Source organism: Streptomyces sp. NBC_00012, from assembly GCF_045040875.1.
In the GTDB taxonomy this organism is placed as follows: Bacteria; Actinomycetota; Actinomycetes; order Streptomycetales; family Streptomycetaceae; genus Streptomyces.
In genome coordinates this window covers 173,194-195,971 of record NZ_CP108309.1, presented here as the reverse complement: position 1 = coordinate 195,971, position 22,778 = coordinate 173,194, and the positions used below count along the sequence as shown (strand labels likewise).

Annotated in this window: 14 protein-coding genes and 2 pseudogenes; 7 read left to right on the top strand and 9 right to left on the bottom strand. The window is 70.3% G+C overall.

Going from position 1 to position 22,778, the window contains the following annotated elements:
* Window positions 1-215: 215 nt before the first annotated feature.
* The 4 genes and pseudogenes from OHA19_RS01010 to OHA19_RS00995 all read right to left on the bottom strand — a co-directional run bounded on the left by OHA19_RS01010 (window position 216) and on the right by OHA19_RS00995 (window position 4,436).
* Window positions 216-914: a transposase family protein gene (locus OHA19_RS01010; protein ID WP_405722157.1), complete on the bottom strand. Its 699-nt coding sequence runs from the start codon at window positions 912-914 to the stop codon at window positions 216-218.
* A 41-nt stretch (window positions 915-955) separates the two neighbouring features.
* Window positions 956-1,719: pseudogene (locus OHA19_RS01005) on the bottom strand (IS6 family transposase).
* Window positions 1,720-1,739: 20 nt separating this feature from the next.
* A complete protein-coding gene (locus tag OHA19_RS01000) occupies window positions 1,740-2,630 on the bottom strand; it encodes an SCO0930 family lipoprotein (RefSeq protein ID WP_405720896.1) in 891 nt (296 codons plus the stop codon).
* Between the two features lie 228 nt (window positions 2,631-2,858).
* Window positions 2,859-4,436: a hypothetical protein gene (locus OHA19_RS00995; RefSeq protein WP_072489586.1), complete on the bottom strand. Its 1,578-nt coding sequence runs from the start codon at window positions 4,434-4,436 to the stop codon at window positions 2,859-2,861.
* Window positions 4,437-4,594: 158 nt separating this feature from the next.
* Between OHA19_RS00995 and OHA19_RS00990 the strand changes: the two genes are divergently transcribed.
* The 3 genes from OHA19_RS00990 (at window position 4,595) to OHA19_RS00980 (ending at window position 15,577) form a co-directional block, all read left to right on the top strand.
* Window positions 4,595-10,681, top strand: coding sequence for a putative T7SS-secreted protein (locus OHA19_RS00990; protein ID WP_331733856.1), 6,087 nt, complete (start codon window positions 4,595-4,597; stop codon window positions 10,679-10,681).
* Window positions 10,682-10,779: 98 nt separating this feature from the next.
* Window positions 10,780-11,076: a WXG100 family type VII secretion target gene (locus tag OHA19_RS00985; RefSeq protein WP_072489588.1), complete on the top strand. Its 297-nt coding sequence runs from the start codon at window positions 10,780-10,782 to the stop codon at window positions 11,074-11,076.
* 112 nt (window positions 11,077-11,188) lie between these two features.
* A complete protein-coding gene (locus OHA19_RS00980) occupies window positions 11,189-15,577 on the top strand; it encodes an FtsK/SpoIIIE domain-containing protein (protein ID WP_405748999.1) in 4,389 nt (1,462 codons plus the stop codon).
* A 164-nt stretch (window positions 15,578-15,741) separates the two neighbouring features.
* On the opposite strand, the gene OHA19_RS00975 is transcribed toward OHA19_RS00980, so the two are convergent.
* The 3 genes from OHA19_RS00975 to OHA19_RS00965 all read right to left on the bottom strand — a co-directional run bounded on the left by OHA19_RS00975 (window position 15,742) and on the right by OHA19_RS00965 (window position 17,369).
* Window positions 15,742-16,368 (bottom strand): hypothetical protein, encoded by a 627-nt coding sequence (locus OHA19_RS00975; RefSeq protein WP_072489590.1) that lies wholly within the window; start codon window positions 16,366-16,368, stop codon window positions 15,742-15,744.
* 77 nt (window positions 16,369-16,445) lie between these two features.
* On the bottom strand, window positions 16,446-16,772 hold the full coding sequence (locus OHA19_RS00970) for a hypothetical protein (RefSeq protein WP_072489591.1): 327 nt from the start codon (window positions 16,770-16,772) through the stop codon (window positions 16,446-16,448).
* Between the two features lie 126 nt (window positions 16,773-16,898).
* On the bottom strand, window positions 16,899-17,369 hold the full coding sequence (locus OHA19_RS00965) for a hypothetical protein (RefSeq protein ID WP_072489592.1): 471 nt from the start codon (window positions 17,367-17,369) through the stop codon (window positions 16,899-16,901).
* Window positions 17,370-17,584: 215 nt separating this feature from the next.
* Between OHA19_RS00965 and OHA19_RS00960 the strand changes: the two genes are divergently transcribed.
* The 4 genes from OHA19_RS00960 to OHA19_RS00945 all read left to right on the top strand — a co-directional run bounded on the left by OHA19_RS00960 (window position 17,585) and on the right by OHA19_RS00945 (window position 21,004).
* On the top strand, window positions 17,585-18,520 hold the full coding sequence (locus tag OHA19_RS00960; protein ID WP_072489593.1) for a CHRD domain-containing protein: 936 nt from the start codon (window positions 17,585-17,587) through the stop codon (window positions 18,518-18,520).
* An 87-nt stretch (window positions 18,521-18,607) separates the two neighbouring features.
* Window positions 18,608-19,606, top strand: coding sequence for a DUF1996 domain-containing protein (locus OHA19_RS00955; RefSeq protein ID WP_256260402.1), 999 nt, complete (start codon window positions 18,608-18,610; stop codon window positions 19,604-19,606).
* 121 nt (window positions 19,607-19,727) lie between these two features.
* Complete coding sequence (locus OHA19_RS00950; RefSeq protein ID WP_072489594.1) at window positions 19,728-20,300, top strand: sigma-70 family RNA polymerase sigma factor; 573 nt, start codon at window positions 19,728-19,730, stop codon at window positions 20,298-20,300.
* Window positions 20,297-21,004: a zf-HC2 domain-containing protein gene (locus tag OHA19_RS00945; protein ID WP_405748996.1), complete on the top strand. Its 708-nt coding sequence runs from the start codon at window positions 20,297-20,299 to the stop codon at window positions 21,002-21,004. Before OHA19_RS00950 ends, OHA19_RS00945 begins: the two co-directional genes overlap by 4 nt.
* 117 nt (window positions 21,005-21,121) lie before the next feature.
* On the opposite strand, the pseudogene OHA19_RS00940 reads toward OHA19_RS00945, so the two are convergent.
* A pseudogene (locus OHA19_RS00940) lies at window positions 21,122-21,355 on the bottom strand (nitrate reductase); the annotation flags it as partial.
* A gap of 62 nt (window positions 21,356-21,417) precedes the next feature.
* The gene (locus tag OHA19_RS00935; RefSeq protein WP_405748993.1) at window positions 21,418-22,710 is read right to left on the bottom strand and encodes an IS256 family transposase; all 1,293 of its coding nucleotides are present in this window, start codon (window positions 22,708-22,710) and stop codon (window positions 21,418-21,420) included.
* Window positions 22,711-22,778 lie beyond the last annotated feature (68 nt).

Genomic DNA, 22,778 nt, shown 5'->3' with positions numbered 1-22,778 from the left:
TTCAAACGACGAGCGGCGCCCCAGGGCGGGCCCCGGGGAGAATCCCGTCGCTCCCGGTTTGACCGGTTGATCGTCGATACCCGGACATGAGACGAGCACGGCTTTTGTGGATCATGGAGTCCTACCTTCTTGATGTGGGACTGAACTGGTCATTCGTAAGATCGGCTAGGCCCAGGGGTTCCGGGTATGGCTGTCATGGAGCCTTTTCATCTTGATCAGGTGGCGAGTTCGAGGGCGACGACAGCACGGACGACGCCGGTGATCCGGGTGGTGCTGCAGCGGAGCTTCCGCAGGAGCCGCCAGCACTTGAGGGTGGCCATGGCGCGTTCGCCGACGCTGCGGATCTTGGCGTGATCGCGGTTGTGACGCCGGCGCCAGCCGCGCAGAATCCTGCCCCGGAACGGGACACGGACAGCAGGGCCTGCGCCCTGATACGCCTTGTCCGCCCAGCACTTGATGTCTTCGGCGGTCAGGGCGGCGGGAATGCCGTGGGTCCGGGCCGCGGTCAGATCGTGCATGGCTCCAGGTAGCGCGTCCGAGGCCCAGATCAGCCGGCCGGCTGGATCCGCGAGGACCTGCACGTTCATCCCATGGTGCTTCTTCTTCCCCGAGTAGTAGGGCTGGTCGGCAGCAATGCGGTCGATCGGCAGCACGGTGCCGTCGAGGATCACGTACGCCTTCTTCCGCACGGCCGTCATGGCCTGTTCCAGCGTGGGCGCGAGAGCGGCCAGGAGGTCAACGGCCTCGCGTATGTACCGGTAGACCGTCGCAATCCCGACGTGGAAACCTGCTGCGAGGCGGGCGTAGGTGTCGCCGCAGCGCAGGTGTGCCAGGACGAGCAGGGCCTGCCGGCCACAGGTGAGGCGACGCCACCGGGAGGCTCTGTCACGTTGTTGGGTGTGTGAGTGTCTGATGGGGCGTCGGGGTGTGGTGGGCTTGCGTTTCGGGCCTGGGGTCAGGCCGTGGTGGGCCGGCTTGCAGCGCCGGTGATCTGGTCCCAGATGGCGAAGCGGGTGGTCATCTCGGCGCGGTAGTGGGCGGCGGTCATCAGGTGGCGGCGGGGCCGGAAGTGGGGTGAGATGCCGCTGAACGCGGACAGGAACCGCTGTGCTCCACCGATGCTGCGGAATCCCTTCATCCGCGTTCGCGCTGGCGGGTGGGCTGGTGGCTGTTCTCGGCCCGGTTGTTCAGGCCCTTGTGGGAGCGGTGCTCGACCGAGGGCATCACCTCGCGGTGGGCCGCCCCGTAGGAGCGCAGCTTGTCCGTGACGACTACCCTCGGCACCGAGCAGGTCGTCTTCAGCAGGCGGCGGAAGAAGCGTCTGGCCGCAGCGGTGTCCCGCCGGTTCTGGACCAGGATGTCGAGCACGTTGCCGTCGGCGTCGACGGCTCGCCACAGGTACTTCTGCTCTCCGTTGATTTTGATGAAGACCTCGTCCAGGTGCCACTTGTCGCCGGGTCGGGGTCGCCGGCGGCGCAGGCCGTTGGCGTAGGCCTGGCCGAACTTCGCGCACCAGCGGCGGACGGTCTCGTGGGAGACGATCACGCCGCGCTCGAGCATCAGTTCCTCGACCTCGCGGAAACTGAGCGGGAAGCGGAAGTACAGCCACACGCAGTGGGAGATGATCTCCACGTACCGGTGCCCCTTGTACGACGGCGACGCGCTCCCCACGGACGATCCCCCTCCACCATGATCAACTCGAAGATCCTCCCACGCCATTCGCCAACGTGACAGTGCCACTACTTGGCCAGCTTGCCGTTGGGCCGCACGGTGAACCAAGTGCCGTTCACGCCCTGGCCGTTGGCGTCGCCGGGCTTCTCGTCGCCGGTGTACCAGTAGAGCGGCCAGCAGTCGATGCTGAGCTGCTTCGTGCCGTCGGAGCGGGTGTACGGGCTGAGCAGCTTCGGGTCGATGCCCTTGATGTTCTTCTTGTCGACGAGCCCGGCGGGTTTCCACTTCTCCAGGCAGGCGCCCCGGCAGTTGGACTTCATCGGCCAGGCGGTGTCCTTGGTGAAGCGGTAGAGCGTACGCCCCTTGCCGTCGCGGACGATCGTGCCGCGCTCCTTGTCGTCGACCGTGGACAGGGCGGGCAGGTCCTTCGGCTCGCTCCGGGCCTCCTGCGCCTGTGCCTTTGCCTTCGTGCCGTCGGGCGCGGCCGAGAACCAGGTACCGCCGACGCCCTGCCCACGGGTCTGCCGGGGCGCCGTGTCCTGCGCGTAGCGGTACAGCGGCCATCCCGCGAGCGTCAGCTGCCTCGTGCCGTCCGCGCGCTTCACCGAGCCGAGCAGCCCGGGGTCCACGCCGCGGCCCGCCTTCGCACCGTCGGCGAGCACCGGCGGCCAGGCCGCGGCGCAGTCGCCCGCGCAGTTGGAAGCGGGCGGCTTCGCCGTGTCCTTGTCGAAGCGGTAAAGGGTGAAGCCCGCGCCGTCCGTCACGACCGGGCCCAACTGCCGGCTCTTCCAGACGCTGAGGCGGCCCGCCTGCGAGGGCTGCGCACCGTTGCCCGTCGCGGCGGCGCGCCCGGCGGAGCCGGTGGTGGTCGCCGCCGTGCCCTGGGAGCTTGCGCAGGCCGCCGTCAGCATGACCGCGGCGAGTGTGAATACGACCGGGACGCAGGTGAATTTACGCATGGGTATCCCTCTTTCGGAAGTCTTGGAGAATTTGCTTTTCGCTGAAGTGCTGAATGCTGAAGTGCTGAAGTAATGGCCCGCCCCGGCAGCAGGGGAGGAGTCGGCCGACTGCCGGGGCGGAGTTTCTGGTCCCGGAATTCCTTCTGGCCGGGCAGTATCGCTGTGAAAACGGCCGCTGTGGCGGGTAGGTTCAATTCCCGGAAGAATCTTTTACCGGGTCGCGAGCCGTCAGACCCGCCCCGTACCCGCCCCGGCCAACGTCTGCGTGGGAACGACCACCCGCAGACCGAGTACGCCCAGGTCGACGCTGCCGTCGTTCTCCGCGTACCACCGCCAGTGCGCCCCCGGTACGTCGCCCACCGTCAGCACGATCCAGCCGCCGCCCTCGGACCCGGTGAGGTCCGCGAGCGCCCGCGCCTCCTCGGCGGTCGGCGCGTCCTGGAGGACGACGAACCCGGTGACCTCGCCCGTGCGGGCGGCGCCACGCACCAGGCCGACGCCCAGTTCCTCGGCGGAGTTGAGGATCTCCTCGGGGGCCTTGCCCTTCACCTCCGACACGGAGCGGACCCGGACCAGACCATTGAGGCCGGGCAGGGCACTCGCGCCCGGGTCCACCGAGACCACCACCGTGCTCTGCCGCGGCAGTTCGAGCAGCCCGCGCACCAGCGCCGCCACGGTGTCCTGGGCGACGACGAGGTCACCGCTGACGCTCAGCGCGCCGTTGATCTGCCCGAGGTCCACCATGACCTGCGCGCCCCGCTCGCTCACCCCGATCCGGGCGAGATGCGGCAGCGCGAGCGTCACGTCGGCCGCCGGACCGCCCTCGATGACGGAGGGCAGTCCGGTGCGCTCCCAGCGATTCGGTTCGACCGCGGTCCACGGCACGGGCGCCGTGTGCGCCCCGGACACCGACGCCAGCAGCTTCGTTGGTTCGGCGAGGACGCTGTAGACCCGTACCGGACGCTCCACCTCCGCCGCGTCGGCTGGGATCAGTTCGCGCAGCGCCTGCCGCACCACCACCGGCGTACGGGTGTCCGCCGCGAGCCGCCGCGCGAGCGCGCCCCGCCGACGCCGCCGCAGCGCGAGCGCCAGGCCGCGCGGCAGCCGCGGCCGCAGCACCCGGGCGGCCCGCGCGATCCCGGAGCCGGTGGCGCGCACGGCCCGGCCGATCGGACGCCGCGCGACGATGACCACGGTCAGTACGGCGACGCCGGCGACACCCCCGATCAGCCAGGGCGACCCGACCCGGTCGCCCAGCCCGGCGAACGGTCCCGAGCCCCGGCCGGCCGCGGCGCGGGGCGCGGGGGAGGCGCTCCGTGCGGGGGGCTTCGCCGCGTCGGCGTTCTCCTCGGGCAGCACACCGAACTCCACGCCGGCTCCGTCCGCGTCCTCCGGCAGGATGAGCGGGAAGCCCGGGGTCAGCTGGTCGGGACTCACGAAAGCCGAACCGTCCGGCAGCTGGCGCCCGCTGTTGAGGACCAGGATCTCCTCGAACCGGTCGCCGTCGCCGAGGGTGCGCTGTGCGATCCCGAACAGCGTCTCCTGCTCGCCGCCGTTCTCCTGCGCGGACTTGACCACGTAGTACTTCGTCACCTCGTCGGCCCGCAGCGCCCGGGAAGGCTGCGCCTGCACGGCTGCCAGGACCGGTACGGAGTCCGGAGCCCGTACCGGTCCCAGAGCCTGCGCAGATGCGGGCAGTGCCAGCCAGGTGACGGCCACCAGGCCGCACACCGCCGTCACCCGTGCCGTCGTGCGCCACGGCGCCGGCCGCCGTGCTTCGTTCGTCGTCCTCGGGGCGTCGCGCATCCTTCTCGTCCTCCTCCGTACGGGGCCTGGTGACGCGCACTGCTGATGCGTCGGCCGTCACACGCACGGAACCCCGGGGCGGTTCAACGAGCTGAACCGAAACGTCGAACACCCCGTTAGGAGGTGCCGAACGGGCTTGTAGCCGGGAGGAGTTGGAAATGGCGCGTCGGCATGCCACGGGCTGGGAGGTGCTCGGGTTCGGGGAGGATCCGACCCCCGGGAACCCGGAGGCGATCAGAACACTGGCCAAGACCTATCAGGAGCTGAGCGACGGGGCGGGCGAGGCGGTCGAGCTGCTGCGCGACGACGGGGCGCTGCGCCGCGGCAAGGGCCAGGCGATGGACGCCCTGAAGACGCGCATCACCAAGGACCTGCCGGGGCTCCTGGAGAAGACCAGGGACTCCTTCCGCACCGCTGCGGGTGCCTACGACGAGTACGCGAACACCCTGACCACCGCCCAGGACCTGCTGGACCGGGCCATCGACCAGGGCCAGGAGGTCGCCGCCACCGCGAAGACGGAGGTCCCGGCGCTCGCGGCGGACGCCACTCCGGAGCAGGCCGAGACACACCAGACGCAGCAGGGCGAGGTGAACGCCGCGAAGGAGGCGCTGTCCGCTGCCGAGGAGCTCGGCCGCATGGCGCAGCGGGTGCGCGAGGAGGGGTCCGAAAGGGCGACGATCATCCTCGATGACGCCGCTGAACAGGCCATCCCCGCACGGGACTTCGTGAAGGCGTTCGGTGACTTCCTCGCGGACAACCCGCTGGTGGAGATCATCGCCGGTGTCATCATCGGCATCGTCGCCGTGTTCTTCCCGGTCGTGGGTCTCATCCTGGGCGCGATCCTGTTCGCGGTGTCGGTGATCCGGATGGTGTCGCAGGGCAAGATCGACGCCGGTGAGATCATCATCGGCCTGCTCACCCTCGTACCCGGTGGCGTGCTGCTCGGCGGGCTCGGGAAGATCGTCGGGGCGGCGGGCAAGCTGGCGAAGCTCGCGCCGTTCCTGGCCAAGGTGGGCAAGGGCGTCGGGACCGCTTCGGGGGCGGTCTCGGCGGCCCTGAAGAACTCGACGTTCATCCGCAAGATCATCGACCCGCTGTCCAAGGGACTCGTGGGTCTCAAGACGTCCCCCGGTTTGGCCCTCGGTGCCAAGTTCGCGATCGACGTGACCACCGAGTTCAGCCTCGGCTTCCTGGCGAGCGGGCTCACGGCGTGGATCGACGGGAAGAAGTTCGACGCGGCCTCGGCCGCCAAGGGTGCCGCGCTCGGCGCCGCCACGGCCGGTGCCCTCACCCTGTTCGGCGGGACGAAGTTCGCCACCAGCATCAAGGACGCCTTCACCACCAAGGGCAAGTTCAAGAGCAACATCGACAAGGCGTTCTCCGTGAACAGCCTCGGTGTCGTCGACGGCAAGTTCAAACCCGGCAACGTCCTGTTCAACGACACCAAGGGCGGGCAGAAGACCGGCTTCCACGGCATCAACGGCCAGACCAAATCGGACCCCACCACGGGCGAGGTCAAGACGAAGGTCACGACCCCGGACGGTGCGAAGACCGAAACGAAGATCACTCCGCCCGGTCCCAAGGCCGACCAGGTCGAAGCCCCCGACGACCTGCCCTTCGGAGTCCCGGGGCCCGAGACGTCGACGACCACCACGACACCGGACGGGTTCACGTCGACGACCGCGAACGGCACGAACACCATCAAGAGCCCGGACGGGGACGTCATCACCTCGAACGGCAACACGACGACGATCAGCACCCCGGTCCAGGGCCCGACCACGAAGGAGCAGATCACCGGCGGGCTCGCCGGCGAGTTCGCGCCCGCGCAGTCGGAGAAGCCCGCGCTCTCCACGGAGCTGGGCCCGGACGGCGGCTTCACGACCTCGGGACCGTTCGGCGAGGTCTCCAAGGGGCCGGACGGCACCACGACGTTCAGCTCGCCCGGCGGTGACGGCGGTGGTCCCACGCCGGAGTTCACCGTGAACAACAACACGATCTCCACCCCGAACGGCCTCACCCTGACCGACAACGGCGGCTCCACGACGGTGGGTGGTGGTGGGCTCACCACGGACAACACGAACGGCGTCAACTCGGTCTTCAACGGCCCCCCGGCGGGTCAGCCGGTGGCGACCCACAACCCCGCCGACGGCAACGTCGACATCAACTTCGGCAACACCACGCTCAACGGCAACACGGGGAACCCCGGGGGTGGATTCGCCCTGCCGGACGGCACGCAGGCCGACGTCGGCAACAACGGCAACGTGAGCGTCGTCAACGGAGACGGCGGCGGCCAGAACGTCAACCTGCCCCCGGCCAACGCGGGCGGCCCGGTCACCTTCACCGACACCAACGTCAGCACCAGCATCCCCCCGGCCGGCGGCGCCACCATCACCACGCCGGGCGGCCCCGCCACCACGCTCGACCACACGGGGTTCACGGTGAACACCGGCGGCCCCACCCCCGACACGGTGCAGTTCAACGGGCCGGGCAACTCGCTCGACGTGACGCCGCCCGGCGGTCAGCCGCAGGTCTCGGTCGGCCCGGACGGCTCCATCACCACCGGCAACATCAACACCGACGGGGGTGGCGGCGGTACGGCCACCGGCGGCGGGGGGAACGTGGCGTTCTCGCCGACCGACATCAAGTTCAGCACGCCCGACGGCGGGACGTTCACCGTCAACCCGCAGGGCCAGTTCGACCTGAACCCCTCCGGCACCCAGCCGCCGGTCACGGTCAACCCGAACGGGGACATCGCCGTGGGCCCGTCCGGCGCGGCCCCGGTCACCTTCAACGGCCCCGATGGCACCGCCGTCACCACCAAGCCGGGCGGCGGCCTCGACGTGACGCCGCCCGGCGGTCAGCCGCAGGTCTCGGTCGGCCCGGGCGGCGGCGTCGCCGTCAACGGCATCACCACGGACGGCAACGGCGGCGGCACGGCCACCGGCCCCGGCGGCAAGGTCGACTTCTCGCCGCTCGACATCAAGTTCAGCGCCCCGGACGGCACGACGTTCACCATCAACCCCAACGGCAAGTTCCACGTCGACGGGATCAGCCACGGGGCGGACGGCGTCACCATCGGCGGCTCGACCACGGTCAACAACGACGGCTCGGCGAGCATCGCGCACGGCGACCAGGAGATCAACGTCGCTGCCGACGGCACCATCACGGCCAACGACGCGCAGGGCAACCCGGTCCCGCCGGCCGTGCCGCAGCCGACCCCCGGAAATCCGGTGAACGCGGGCAACACCACCATCTCCGTGGACAACGGCGGCGGCCACTCGGTCACCGTCCACGGCCAGAACGGCACCACGGTCACGGTCGCCGGCAACGGCACCACGACCGTCAGCAATGGCACGATCCAGGCGAGTCACGGCCCGAACGGCATCAGCGGCAGCGTGGGCACCGGCAATCCGATCCAGGTCGGCCAGGGCCCGAACGGTGTCACGACCGTCAGTCAGAACGGTACGTCGGTGAGTACGGGCGGAAACGGCCCGACCACGGTCGGACCGCAGGGCGGGCCCGCCTCGGTCACCGTAAAACCGCCCACGGGCCAGAACCCGGCCCAGGTCACCACCGCCGACGGCAGCACCACCAGCGTCCACGGCGACGGCACCGTCACCAAGTCGGCGCCCGCCGGAGCCGGCAGCCAGACGGTCAACACGGGCGGTCCGGGCAACACCACGGTGACGGTCGCCGGCAACGGCACCACGACCGTCAGCAATGGCACGATCCAGGCGAGTCACGGCCCGAACGGCATCAGCGGCAGTGTGGGCACCGTCAACCCGGTCCAGGTCGGCCAGGGCCCGGACGGTGTCACGACCGTCAGTCAGAACGGTACGTCGGTGAGTACGGGCGGAAACGGCCCGACCACGGTCGGACCGCAGGGCGGGCCCGCCTCGGTCACCGTCAATCCGGCCGACGGAGCCAACCCGACGCAGGTCACCACCTCCGGCGGCAGCACCACCACCCTGACGGGGAACGGCGCCCAGACGGACGTCAACGGCACCAACACCGCGAACAGCACGATCAACAACGACGGCACCATCAGCAACAACGCCCCGGCGGGCCCCAACAGCACGGTCACCACCGGACCGAACGGCACCACCGCCGCCGACAACAACGGCAACTTCGGCGTGGACAACACCGGCACCGTCACCAACGGCCCGGTCACCATCACCGCCAACACCGACGCCGCCAACCACCCCGTGGCCACCTTCACCGACACCGGAGCCGGTGCGCAGGCCGATGTCGGCACCAACGGCGTCAGCACCCAGGGCGTCTACACGACGCTCGACCCGGGCGGCGCCGTCACCTTCACCCACCACCAGACACCCGGTGGTCCGGCCACGACCGTCAACTCGGGCCCCGACGGCACGATCACCGCGCAGACCCCCGACGGGGCCGAGGCGAAGGTGCCGCCGCCCCCGAACCCCGCGGGCGGCGGACCTGCGCCCGCACCGGCCCCCAGCACGATCACCAACAACAACGGCGCTGCCATCTCGTCGGACGGGCAGACCACCACGTTCACCGGCGACGGGTTCACGACCACCATCGGCAACGACGGCACCGGTCCGGCCACCACCACCGTCCACCAAGACTCAGGCGTCAGCCACACAATCGACAACAACGGCCAGGCCACGGTCAACAACTCGCCGAGCGGCGCCGGCATCACCGGCACCAACACCCAGGTGACGGTGAACACCCCGCAGCAGGAGGGCTGGGGCCTGTTCGGTAAACCGGACATGACCGGTGGCCAGAACACCCTGTCCAACGGCCCGGACGGCCCCACGATCACCACACAGGGCGCCGACCCGGTCCACGAGCCCGGCAGCACCGTCGTGCACGGCCCGAACACGGGCGGACCCGAGGGTGAGTTCTCCGTCACGTACGGACCGGCCACCGGCACCTTCGCGCCCGGCGGCGTCACCGGCCTCGGCCCCTCCGGCACCCACGTCGACCCGGTCACCAACCTTCCCGTCGACACGGCGGGCAACCCCATCGGCAACAACCCCGGCGACACCACCATCAGCACCGTCACCGGCGACGGCAACAGCGGCATCACCGTGCCCACGCCCGGGGGCGGCCCCGTCGTGCACCACGACGGCTTCTACGGCGGCAACACCAGCGTCGGCACCGGCAACAGCTCCCTCGGCAAGAGCCCCGGCGACGTGGAGAACGCCGGTACGCCGGGCCAGAAGTCCGACATCCTGGACGGCCCGCACAACCCCTTCAACCTCGGCCCCGCGCCCGGCCCCGAGACCTTCACGGTGGGCGGCAACGGCGGCGGGCCCTCCGTGGACGTCCCGGTCGGCGGCAAGGGCGACTCCACCGTCCACAACGGCCCGTTCGACGTGAAGGCCAACGGCGACGGCTCCTTCGACGTGTCCGTGCCCGGCAGCAACCAGCCCGGTGACAAGGTCACCGTCGGACCGGACGGCACCCTCACCGGGCCCGGCGTGGCTCCGGGGGCGCAACCCGGAGCAGGACAGGAGGGGCCCGCCGGACCCCCGCAGGTCACCTTCAGCAACAACACCACCGTCACCGGCGGGCAGGGCACGGCGCCCGTCGTCACCCCCGACGGCGGCGGCGCCACCACCACCTTCGCCAACGGCGCCGCCACCACCAGCCAGGCGGGCAACGTCACCATCACGCAGAACCCCGACGGCAGCACCACGTTCAGCAACACCGCGGGCGGCGAGAACACCACGTTCACCATCACCAAGGACGGCGTGGAAGGCACCGTCACCACGACCGACAACCACGGCAACCAGACCACGTTCGACGTCCTGGTCAACAACAACGGCTCCGTGCAGGTGAAAGACGCCAACGGCAAGACCCTCACCGAGGTCGACGCGAACGGCTCCTTCAACGAGCAGCACACCCCGATCCACGACTACCACGCCTACGCGGGTGGCCCCACCTCTGTCACCGAGCTCCACGAATACGGCTACGAGGCCCTCACCAGCATCCTCAAGGGCGCCGTCGGCCAGGCCGTCAGCGTCGGCTACGAGGTGGGCGCCAACGGAGCCGACGCACAGACCACCCTGGAGAACGCGGGCATCAAACTCGGCTACGGCGTGGGCAATTCCCTGGCCGGCAAGAAGGTCGAGAACGACCACGGATTCAAGACCAAGGGACCCGAGGTGCCCCTCGCCTCGCTTCCCACGAAAACCATCGGCGCCGTCAACTCCAACCAGGACACCGAATTGGCGAATCCGCCGGAAGAAGCCCCCATCAAGGTCTGAACCGAATGACCGCACCCCTCGTGTGTAGGGCGCGGGTCCACGAACCGCTCCATGAAATACCCATCCGCACAACCGACTTGGAAACAGGAGAAATTCCGATGGCCGATTACATCGTCAACGACGAGAAGACCAGCGCCGCCGCCACGCAGACCATGAACGAGTACGAGATCGCGGTCGCCCAGCTCAACAAGATCAAGGCAGACCTGGACGCGCTCACCGCCGACGGCTACAACACCCCGTCGGCGAGGAACGACTTCCAGCCCTTCGTGCAGGAGTACACGGACAACTACGGCAAGGTCACCGAAGGCCTCACGGGCATCTCCGAGTACATCAAGAAGTACGGCGAGGGCATGACCCAGTTCGACTCCGAGATGGGTTCCAGCCTCCGCAAGTGACCCCGCCCGGACGTCGGCCGGGCCGAGCCGGCCCCCTCTCCGGCCCGGCCCGGCCGACGTTCCCGCACCCCCGGCAACCCCTGGTGACCCCCGTGCCCAAGGAGCACTGACGATGCGTCTGACCGTCACCGCCGTCGACCCGGAGCAGGGTCAGACCGCGGACATCATGATCGAGGCCGACCCCGAGGCCCCCGCAGGCGAGCTCGCCGAGCAACTGCACCGGCAGCTGCGCGGCGGCACCCCGAAAGCACCGCCCGTCCTGTACCACGGGGCCACCCCGCTCCCCGCCGACCAGCCGGTGGCCGCGGCCGCACTGCGCTCCGGCAGCCTGCTGTCCCTGGACGCTCCCGCGCCCGAGGCGGGCCCGGAGCCGGACGGCGTCGTGGAACTGCGCGGCGTCGGCGGCGCCGACGCCGGAGTGGTGTTCCGGCTGCCGCCCGGCGACTACGAGATCGGCTCCGCCGCGTCCTGCCGCGTCCAGCTCCGCGCCGATGGGCTCGCGAAGACCGCGGCGCGCCTGAAGGTGCACGCCGACGCCACCGCGACCGTACGTTCCGTCGACCAGGACGGCGTCACATGCGACGGCACCGAGGCGCGGGACTGGACCACATGGCCGCTCGGCGGCGTCCTCGCCATCGGCCCGGCCCTGCTGGAACTGGCCGCGCCCTCCGTGCCCGACGCCGCTCTCCAGCCCTCCGGCGACGGCGTGGGGCTCGACTACAACCGGCCGCCCCGGCTGCTGCCCCCGCCCGTGAACAACCGCTTCCAGCTCCCCGTTCCGCCCGGCAAACCCACCCGCAACAAGCTCCAACTCATGCTGATCTTCGCACCGTTGATGATGGCCGGTGTCTCGTTCATCATCTTCAACAACCCCAGATTCCTGGTCTTCGGCTTCCTCTCCCCGGTCGTCGCCCTCATCTCCCAGTTCTCCAACAAGCGCCGGGGCAAGGAGAGTTACGAGGACCAGCTCAAGGAGTACGAGGAGAAGAAGGCCGCACTGGAACAGGACGTGGACGAGGCGGTGCTCGCCGAACAGCACGCCCGGCGCCTCGCCGCCCCGGACCCGGCGTCGGCCCTCCTGATCGCCACCGGCCCGCGTCAGCGGCTGTGGGAGCGCCGTTGGCGCGACAGCGACTTCCTGCTGATGCGGCTCGGCGTCGCCGACCGCCCCGCCTACGTGGAGCTCCAGGACCCCGCCGAGCCTGAACACCGCCGCAGGGTCGACCGCACCACGCACGCCGTGCCCGTGACCGTGCCGCTACGCGCCGCCGGCGTCATGGGCGTCGCCGGCGGCGTCACCGCCGAGCCGCTGGTGCGCTGGCTTATCGCCCAGGCCGCCGTTCTGCACAGCCCCTCCGACCTACGGATCTGTGTACTGTCCGGCACCAGCGGCGCAGACCGCTGGTCCTGGGTGCACTGGCTGCCGCACTGCGCGCCCCTCGGTGAGGACACCATCTCCCTGGTCGGCGCGAGCGCCGAGTCCGTGGGCCGCCGCATCGCCGAACTCACCGCCGTGATCGCCGCCCGGCAGGGGGCCGGCGACCGGGCACCGCGCGGCGGCGCCGCGGGCGAACCCGACGTCCTGGTCGTCCTCGACGGCGCCCGGAGACTGCGCTCCCTGCCCGGCGTCATCCAGATCCTCCGCGACGGACCGGCCGTCGGCGTGTACGCGCTGTGCGTGGACGACGAGGCCCGGCTCCTGCCCGAGGAATGCCGCGCCGTGGCCGTGGCCGGGCCGAAGTGGCTGCGCGCCGAGCAGGACAGCGCCGACCCCGTCGACGAGGTCCGCATGGACGCGCCGACCCGCTCCTGGTGCGTGGGCGTGGCCCGCGCGCTCGCGCCGATCCGCGACGTGGGCGACGACGCCGACGAGAACCTGCTGCCCGCCTCCGCCCGGCTCCTGGACGTACTCGGTCTCGAACCACCCACCCCCGACGCCGTCGCCGCGCGCTGGGTGATCGCCGCCCGCAGCACCCGCGCCGTGCTCGGAGAGGGCGTGGACGGTCCGTTCGCCGTCGACCTGGCCGCAGACGGGCCGCACGGCCTGATCGCGGGCACCACCGGATCAGGCAAGTCCGAACTGCTCCAGTCCCTCGTGGCGAGCCTCGCCGTCGCCAACCGGCCGGACGAGCTGAACTTCGTCCTCGTCGACTACAAGGGCGGTAGCGCCTTCGCCGAGTGCGAGGACCTGCCGCACACCGTCGGCATGGTCACCGACCTGGACACCCACCTCGTGGAGCGGGCCCTGGTGTCCCTCGGCGCCGAACTGAAGCGACGCGAGCACATCCTCGCGGAGGCCGGGGCCAAGGACATCGACGACTACACCGACAAGCGCACCCGCCGTCCCGAACTCGCCTCCATGGCCCGGCTCGTCCTCGTCATCGACGAGTTCGCGTCGATGGTGCGGGAACTCCCCGACTTCGTCTCCGGACTCGTCAACATCGCCCAGCGGGGCCGCTCCCTCGGCATCCACCTGATCCTCGCCACCCAGCGGCCCTCCGGCGCGGTCACCGCCGACATCCGCGCCAACACCAACCTGCGGATCGCGCTGCGCACCACCGACACCGGCGAGAGCCGCGACATCATCGACGCCCCCGACTCCGGGCAGCTCTCGCCCCGCACCCCCGGCCGCGCCCACGCCAGACTCGGCCACGCGGCGCTGCTGCCGTTCCAGACAGGGCGGATCGGCGGCCGCCGCCTCGACGCGTCGGCCACGGACGAGGACCGTCCGGCGCCGGTGCTCACCGAACTCCACTGGGAGGCCCTCGGCGCCCCGATGCCGAGGCCGGAAGCCCAGGAGGACACCTTCCAGCCGGTCACCGACCTGTCGGTCCTGGTCGACGCGGTACGCGACGCGGCCACCCAGCTCTCCGTACCGCCCGCCCGCCGCCCCTGGCTGCCCCCGCTGCCCGACGTCCTCACCCTCGCCGACCTGCCCGTGCGGCCCGAGGCGGCCGAGGACGGGCGGCTCACCCCGGTGGCGTACGGCCTCGTGGACGCGCCCACCGAGCAGGCGCAGCGTCAACTCGTCCTCGATCTCGACGAGATGGGCCATCTGTACATCATCGGCTCGCCGCGCAGCGGCCGCTCCCAGGCGCTGCGGACCCTCGCCGCCGCTCTCACCGGCGCACACCGCTGCGCCGACGTCCACCTGTACGGCCTCGACTGCGGCAACGGCGCTCTCCAGGCCCTCGGCGGACTGCCGCACTGCGGTGCCGTGGTGGACCGGGGCCAGGTCGAGCGGGTGACCCGCCTCCTGAACCGCCTGGTCGCCGAGGTCGGGCGGCGCCGTGAACTCCTCGGCAGGCGGGGCGTCGCCGACCTCACCGAGTTGCGCCGCGTCCTGCCCGAGCCGGAGCGGCCCCCGCACATCCTGCTCCTCGTCGACCGGTTCGAGGCGTTCGAGCGGGACTTCGCCAACTACGACCAGGGCAGCCTGATGGACGCCATGACCCTGCTGATGCGCGAGGGCGCGAGCGTCGGCCTGCACCTGGTCCTGACCGGCGACCGCATCCTCGGCCAGAACCGGTTCTCCTCCACCACCGAGGACAAGCTGGTCCTGCGCCTCAACGACCGCACCGACTACTCCATGGTGGGCCTCCACTCCCGCGACGTCCCCGAGGACCTCCCGGCCGGTCGCGGTGTCCTCGCCAAGGACACCAACAGCGCTCAGATCGCGTTGATCCCCGGGAGAGACGGAACCGACGCCACCGGCGCGGGCCAGGCCCAGGCACTCGGCGTACTCGCCGAACGGGTCAGGGAACGCGACGCCGACGTGCCCGCCGAGCGCAGGCCGTTCCGCGTGGACGTCCTGCCCGACGAGCTGGACTTCGCGGACGCCCTCGCCCGCAGGCCGCACACCGTCTCCCCGCTGTGGGCGATGATCGGCGTCGGAGGCGACGAACTCGCCGCCATCGGCACCGACTTGTCGCAGGTGCCGTCCTTCGTGGTCGCCGGTCCGCCGAGGTCGGGCCGCAGCACGGTGCTGCTCACCATGGCGAAGTCGCTGACCGCGGCCGGCACGAAGATCGTGGTCATCGCGCCGCGCAACTCGCCGCTGCGCCACCTCGCCGGACAGCCCGGCGTCGTGGAGGTCTTCACCGACGCCGACGTCGCGGTCGCCGACTTCCGCGCCGCACTCGGCAAGGTGGACAGCCCCGCCGGAGCCATCCTCGTCGACGATGCCGAAATGATGATCAACTCCGAGCTCGACACCGACTTCGTCGCGCTCGCCCGCGGCAGCGCCGGGGACGGCTGGGGCCTGATCATGGCCGGCAACAACGAGGCGCTGCTCGGCGGCATCGGCGGCTGGCAGGCCGCCGTACGCCGCAACCGCTGCGGCGCCCTGCTCGCGCCCCGCCTGATGGGCGACGGCGAACTCGTCGGCGCCCGCCTGCCACGCGGCCTGATGGGACAGGACAGCGAACCCGGCCGCGCCCACCTGCAGCTCGGCGACGGCCGCTTCACCACGGTCCGAGTGCCCACGACGACGGTCGACTGACCGACCGCACGGCGTACGGCACCACAGAGCAAGGTGACAAGGCCTCCGCTCCCGTCCGGCCACCGGGGGAGCGGAGGCCTTGCTGCGGCCTCCGGCACACGCGAAGAAGAGGGCCCGGCCGTTCCTCCCAGGAACGGCCGGGCCCTCTGCGAGGCCGGCGCCGGTCAGGTGGTCGCTGCGCCGACGGCCACCGGCTCCTTGTCGCCGAAGGCGAACGTCGACGTGATGGCGTCGAAGAGGTCGTACAGCGGCTCGGCGAGCGGGATGTTCGGGCTGAAGCAGGTGATGATCAGGACCCGCTCACCACCGGGAACCGGCACGAACGTGTGCGTCACCACCATCTTGTACGAGACACCGTCGGCGATTTCCGTCTCCTCGATGCCGGCCATCCGGCCGACCGGACCGACACCGGGCAGCGTCGCCGTCGTGAGGGTCCGGGTGGTGTTCTCGCGGCGGCGGCCCCCGGTGGCCGAGAACTGCTCGGCGATGCCCTTGGCGGAGAAGTCCTCACCGGGCGGCGGCTTCACGCTGAACACCATGAGCCCGGCCATCAGCAGGCCGTCCTCGTACATGGCGGTGGTGCCCGCGGCATAGACGGCGCCGCGCCTGCGGGCGCCCTCCATGATGCGCCGCGCGCTGCGGAACGTGTGGTTGATGGCGTCCCGGGTCTCCTTCTGCGGGGCGTGCCGCAGCATCTCGGCGCGGCGCTCGGCGAGCGTGTCGCCGTGGAGGTCGTACTCCGTCCAGTTCTCCGGGATGGCGATCCCGAAGGTGTGCGAACCAGTGGTCATGGGACCGTACTCCTCAGTTCGTTTCGGGCCGGGCTCGTGTCGGGCCGGGCCGATGGGGGATCGATCAGGCCGTCGTCCTAGGACGGCCGGGTGCCACTTCCGGCGGGTGTCGCGTCGCCGCCCTGGCCGCCGCCTTCCTTCAGCGAAGAGCCCATCTTGGTGTCGAAGTCGTCGAAGGCCTTCACGATGGCCTCGCAGGCGTCCTTGAGGTCCTTGCTGTTCCGCTTGACCTGCACGCGCCCGTCCTTCCACGCGTCGTCGAAGTTGGTGCCGGGGCGCACCAGTGGCGGGCCGACGTCCTCGGGGTCGTAGCCCGAGGGCCGGGTGTCGATGAGATCCATCACCCGGCCCAGGAGTTCACCGAGACGTTGCACCTCGTCTCCCGGCATCTCGATCTCGGCCAAGGCTCCTCCCTTGTACGCGTCGTCCGGCGGACATGTCCCGCCCCGCTCCAGGAACGACCGTGGACGCGGGACGGTTCAACGGCCCGCCGGATCAAGGGCGTACGGGAGGCGGAGCCGCAGGGAGGGTCACGCGGCCTTGCGGACGAGCTTGCCGTCGGGTGCCACGGCGAACCACTCGCCGTCCAGGCCCTGGCCATTGACGTCACCGGGCCCCGTGTCGCCGACGTAGTAGTACAGCGGCCAGTCCCCGTACGTTACGTGGACGGCACCCCCCGAGTGCTTCGCCTCGCGCAGCAGCGACCTCCTGATGCCCTGGCCCGCGGTGGCGGGGGCGGGGCTGGTCAGCGCGGGCCATACGGCGATGCACTCCGCGTCGCAGTTGCTTGCGGCGTCCTTGTCCTTGGTGAAGGCGTACAGGGTGCGGCCCTTGCCGTCGACCAGGATGGAGCCGAGTCCGACGTCCGCCACGGTGACCTCGGTGCCGGGCGCGGTCTTGACCGGCCTCCTGCCGCCGCTGGTGTCGCCGTCGTTCCCGGCACCGCAGGCGACAAGTCCCAGGGCCAGCGGGATCGCGAAAAGAGCATTGCGTGCACGCATGGTGATGACCTCTCTCGTACGTCGTGAAACGCGACGGGGTGAGTGCCCCGTGCCCACACGTGCTGCCTGCCCTCCGGGTTCAGCGCGCGCCGCCCCTTCAGCCCTCCGGCCCCCGACAACGCGGATCGCGGGCGCGTTGAACCGCTCGGCCTGTCCGTTCGTTCGTCGACGCGAAGGGCCCGAACGCAAGCCCCACTCCCGGAAGGATGAAAGACATGCGCAGGCTCACTGTTGCGGCGGCCGCCGCCGTGCTCGTCGCCGGTCTCACCGGTTTCGCAGCGACCCCGGCGTCGGCCGAGGACGGCCCCGACGCCGGGGGTTCCCGTGGCGCCGGAGTCTCACCGGCCACCGCCGAAGCGGCGCAGGCACCGGCCGTCTCCCTGGTCGCCCGGCTCACCGGCGACCAGGACGGGCCCACCGCGGGCGACCAGGACGGCAAGGCCGTCGCGCTCGTCAAGGTCAGGGGCGACCGCGTCACCTTCGCCCTCACCTGGAACGGCATCGGCAGGCCGACCCGCGGCCACCTCCACCGGGGCCGGCCCGGCAGCGACGGCGGGGTGAAGGCCGAGCTGTTCGGCACGGCCATGCCCGCCTCGGTGAACTCCGCCGCCGGGCAGACCTCGATGTCCTCCGCCGCGCTCGCCCGACAGCTGCGCACCGATCCCGGCGGCTTCTACGTCGACCTGCACTCCGAGGAGTTCCCCGGCGGCGCGGTGCGCGGCCGGCTCCGGATCCTGGAGAAGCCGGTGAACCCGCTCAGCATCATCAGGGGAGGAAAGCTGCGCGCGCTTGCGGACGGTGGCCAGGAAGTCCCGGGCGACGACCCCGGCAAGGTGGGCGACCCGGACGGGCACAGCACCACGTTCCTGCACCCGAGGACGGACCGCGTCGACTACTCCATGGCCTGGGTGAACATCGGAGCGCCGCTGGCCGGACACATCCACGAGGGGGTGCTCGGCGAGAACGGCGACGTACGGCTCCCGCTGTTCGTCACTCCCGTACCGAAGAACGTCTTCGCGATCTCTGGCAGCGTCAGCGTCCCCGACGCCGAGGTCATCGCACGCCTCAAGGGAAGCCCGACCGGCTTCTACTCGAACGTGCACACCCAGGAGTTCCCCGACGGCGCCGTACGAGGGCAGTTGTTCCGCTGACGCTCACCGGCAAGGGGTTGACGGAGGTTTCGCGGGTGGCTTGTGGGCAATCTTGATTGCCCCGGCCCCCGGTGACACTCTGCTTCCGTGCGCATCAAGCTGCCCTTCCCCAACTCCCTTCTGTTCTGGGGGATTCTGCCCGTGACGCTCGGGCTGATCGTGTTCCTGGGCGTCATGACGTTCGGCGCCGGCAGGGCCGCCACGGTGTCCGGCGCACCCGCCGACGACAAGTACGTGGACATCGGGACCGTTCTGCCGACCCGGGCGCCCGCAGCCGGACCCGACGCGTCCACCGGCTCGTACACCGTCGACTGCGGACGCAACGAACAAGGCCACTACAACATGGACAACGTCGTGATCTCCCCGGGCGTCGTGAACGGCGCCCACCACACCCACGACTACGTCGGCAATCTCTCCACCGACGCACTGTCCACCGATCGGAGTCTGGCCGCCGCCGACACCACCTGCGCGGGCGGTGACCGGTCCACGTACTACTGGCCGGTGCTGCGCCGCCTCGACCGCACCGGTGACGCCCACAAGGCCGGCGTCGGCGCCCACGGCAACACCGGCGAGGTCGTCACCGCCTCCTCGGTGCGGGTGGAGTTCCGCGGCAACCCGGTCAGCTCGGTCGTCGGCATGCCCCGCTTCATGCGGCTGATCACGGGCGACCCGGTCGCGGCCACCACGGACGGAGCGAACGTCCGTGCCCAGTGGGGCTGTTCCGGCTACCCGGACCGGTTCACCCAGAACTATGCACGCTGCCCGCAAGGCAGCGGACCGACCCGCACCCTGGACTTCCCGAGCTGCTGGAACGGCCTCGCTACCGACAGCCCCGACCACCGCGCGCACGCACAGTTCCCCGCCGCCGACGGCACCTGCCCGCGGGCCACGTTTCCTGTGCCGCAACTGCGCGTCACCCTTACCTATGAACTCCCGGAGGGCACGCCGTTCGCCGTCGACTCCTTCCCGGAGCAGCTGCGCGATCCGATCACCGACCACGCGATGTTCGTGAACGTGATGACCGGGGACCGCATGGCGGAGCTGGTGCGCTGCATCAACGAGGACCGGCAGTGCAAGTCCGGGTGACCAGGCCCTCGCACGACGCCCCGACTGGCCTGTGATTCAGTTCACATCCGCCCCGGATTGAACCGGCCCGGCCCGCCGTCCGTGTTCAGCGCATCGGCCCAGGAGAGGACGGAGAGAATGGATGGCGGCATTGTGGTCCCGCAGTCGGCAGAGACAGGACACCGGTGACGAGGCACTGATCCGGTCCCTCTACGAGGAACACGGCAGAGCCCTGCTCGCGTACGCACAACGCCTGACCGGTGATCGCAGCGCCGCTGAGGACGTGGTCCAGGAAACCTTGATCCGGGCCTGGAAACACCCGGACGCGCTGGTCAACGGCAAGGGCTCGGTGCGTGGCTGGCTGCTCACCGTGGCCCGCAACATCATCACGGACCGGTACCGGGCCAAGGCCGCGCGCCCCACGGAGGTCGCCGAGTCGGTGACCACCCAGCCCGTCGAGCAGGACCACGCGGACGCCGTGGTCGACTCGATGGTCGTCATGGAGGCGCTCGACCGGCTCTCCCCGGACCACCGGGACGTGCTTATGGAAATCTACTTCCAGGGCAGGAGCGTTGCCGAGGCGGCGAACAGACTCGGGATACCACCCGGGACGGTCAAGTCCCGGTCACACTATGCGTTGAAGGCCCTGCGGGACATGTACGCGGACAGACCGAAGGCAGTGAAGCTGGTGGCGTTGAAGGGGGTGGCGGTGTGAGCACCAAGGAACATGACAGTGAACTGCTCGGCGCCTACGTCCTCGGCGCGCTCGATGAGCAGGAGGTGCGAACCGTCGACGAACACATGGCGTCGTGCCAGAAGTGCCGCGACGAACTGGACGGGCTGCGGGAGATGGAGTCCGCGCTCGGCGAAGTACCCCCGGAGGCGTTCCTCGACGGGCCCCCGGAAGGTGGTGACCTGCTGCTCCAGCGCACGCTGAGGCAGGTCCGCAGCGAACGCGCCGGGCAGACGCTGCGGCGAAGAGCGGTCCTGGGCGCGGTCGCGGCGGCAGCCGTCCTCGGTGGCGGCGTCCTGATCGGCCAGAACACCGGCGAACGCACCCACGAGGCGATCCCCCCGGCCCCCTCGGTCGCGGCGACCGTGCCACCGGCTCAGCCGGGCGGCATGAAGGTCGTCGAGGGCCGCAGTGCCTCGACCGGCAGCGAGATGAGGCTCCGGGTGACCCCGGCCGTCGACTGGATCCGCCTCAACGTCTCGGCCATGGGCATCCCGGCGGGCGAGCGCTGCCGCGTGGTGGTCGTCGCGAAGGACGGCAGCCGCGAGATCGCGGGCAGCTGGCTCGTCGCCGACGAGAAGAAGGGTGCCAACCTCGACGGCTCGGCGGCCGTCCCCATGGACGACGTACAGAAGGTCGTGATCGAGAACGACAAGGGCAAGGAGTACGTGTCCGTCGACGTCTGAACCCCGCGGGCCCGGACGTGGACCGCGACCTGCCGGGTGGTGTACGGATCGGTGTGGCGAACAGATCAGTGAGGCCGTTCCCCGTCGGAGGGGCCTCACTGATGGTGGCGCCTGCGATCACGATCCGCCCGGCACGCCTCGGTCGTACCCAGCATTGTCCGGTTCGAGGAGCGGAGGCTCGTCCGTCATGCGGGCGGGAGCCATGACGCGCAGGGCGTGGTAGCCGATGAGGACGATCAGCGTCCCCAACGCGATGCCGCTGAGCTGGAAGTTGTCCGTGAGCTTCAGGCTCACATTGCCGATGCCGACGATGAGACCCGCGGCCACCGGCACCAGGTGCAGGGGGTTGGAGTGAGGTTCCCCCGAGAGGGGATGGGTCTGTCAATCGAACGGTGTATCAGGGGTGTTTGGGGTTACTGACGGGGTGCGGAGAGGCGGCGGTCGAAGGTGATGTCGAAGGCGTTCAGCGCGGTCTTCCAGCGCAGGGTCCAGCGGGTTTGCCCCTTGCCGGTGGGGTCGAGGGACATGATCGCCATGTAGACGCATTTCAGGGCGGCCTGCTCGTTGGGGAAGTGGCCGCGGGCCTTGACCGCCCGCCGGATCCGGGCATTCACCGATTCGATCGCGTTGGTCGTGCAGACGATGCGGCGGATCTCGGTGTCGAATCGGAGGAACGGGGTGAACTCCTCCCAGGCGTTCTCCCAGAGTCTGACGATCGCCGGATACTTCCTGCCCCACGTGTCGGCGAGCTCGGCGAATCGTTCGAGCGCGGCCTCCTCGGTCGGCGCCGTACAGACCGGCTTGAGAGCCCTGGCGATCTTGTCCCAGTCCTGGCGGGCGGCATATCGGAAGGAGTTCCGCAGCAGGTGGACCACGCAGGTCTGCACGATCGTCCTCGGCCAGACGGTCTCGACCGCGTCGGGCAGGCCCTTCAGCCCGTCGCAGACGAGCATGAGGACGTCGTTGACGCCGCGGTTCTTGATCTCGGGGAGGATGTGCATCCAGTGCTTGGCGCCCTCGCCGCCGTCCCCGGCCCACAAGCCGAGGATCTCGCGCCGGCCCTCGACGGTGACGGCCAGGGCCACGTAGATCGGCCTGTTGGCGACGGCGCCGTCGCGGATCTTCACGTGGATGGCGTCGATGAACACGACCGGACAGACCGGGTCGAGCGGGCGGTTCTGCCATTCGGCCATGCCCTCGAGGACCTTGTCGGTGATCGTGGAGATCGTCTGGCGGGAGACGTCGGCGCCATAGACCTCCGCGAGGTGGGCCTGGACCTCGCCCGTGGTCAGGCCCTTCGCCGACAGGGAGATGACCATCTCGTCCACCCCGGACAGGCGCTTCTGCCGCTTCTTGACGATCTTCGGCTCGAACGCCCCGTCCCGGTCGCGAGGGACGGATATCTCCACCGGACCGACGTCCGTCAGCACGGTCTTCGTCCGGGTGCCGTTGCGGGAGTTCCCGCCGTTCTTCCCGGCCGGATCGTGCTTGTCATAGCCGAGATGGTCGGTGATCTCGCCCTCCAGGGCGGACTCCAGCAGCCGCTTCGTCAGCTGCTGGAGCAGTCCGCCCTCGCCGGTCAGCTGCAGTCCCTCGGCCTGAGCTCGGGAAACCAGCTCGTCGATCAGCCGGTCATCCACCACCCTCGCCGGCTGCGGCTCTACCGCCTCGCTTATCTGGGCCTCGGCCACGTTCTCACTGGTCATCGATGCATCCTCCATGATCGGGAGTTACACCGAACGATTTACAGTCCCGCTGCCCACGGTGAAGTTAA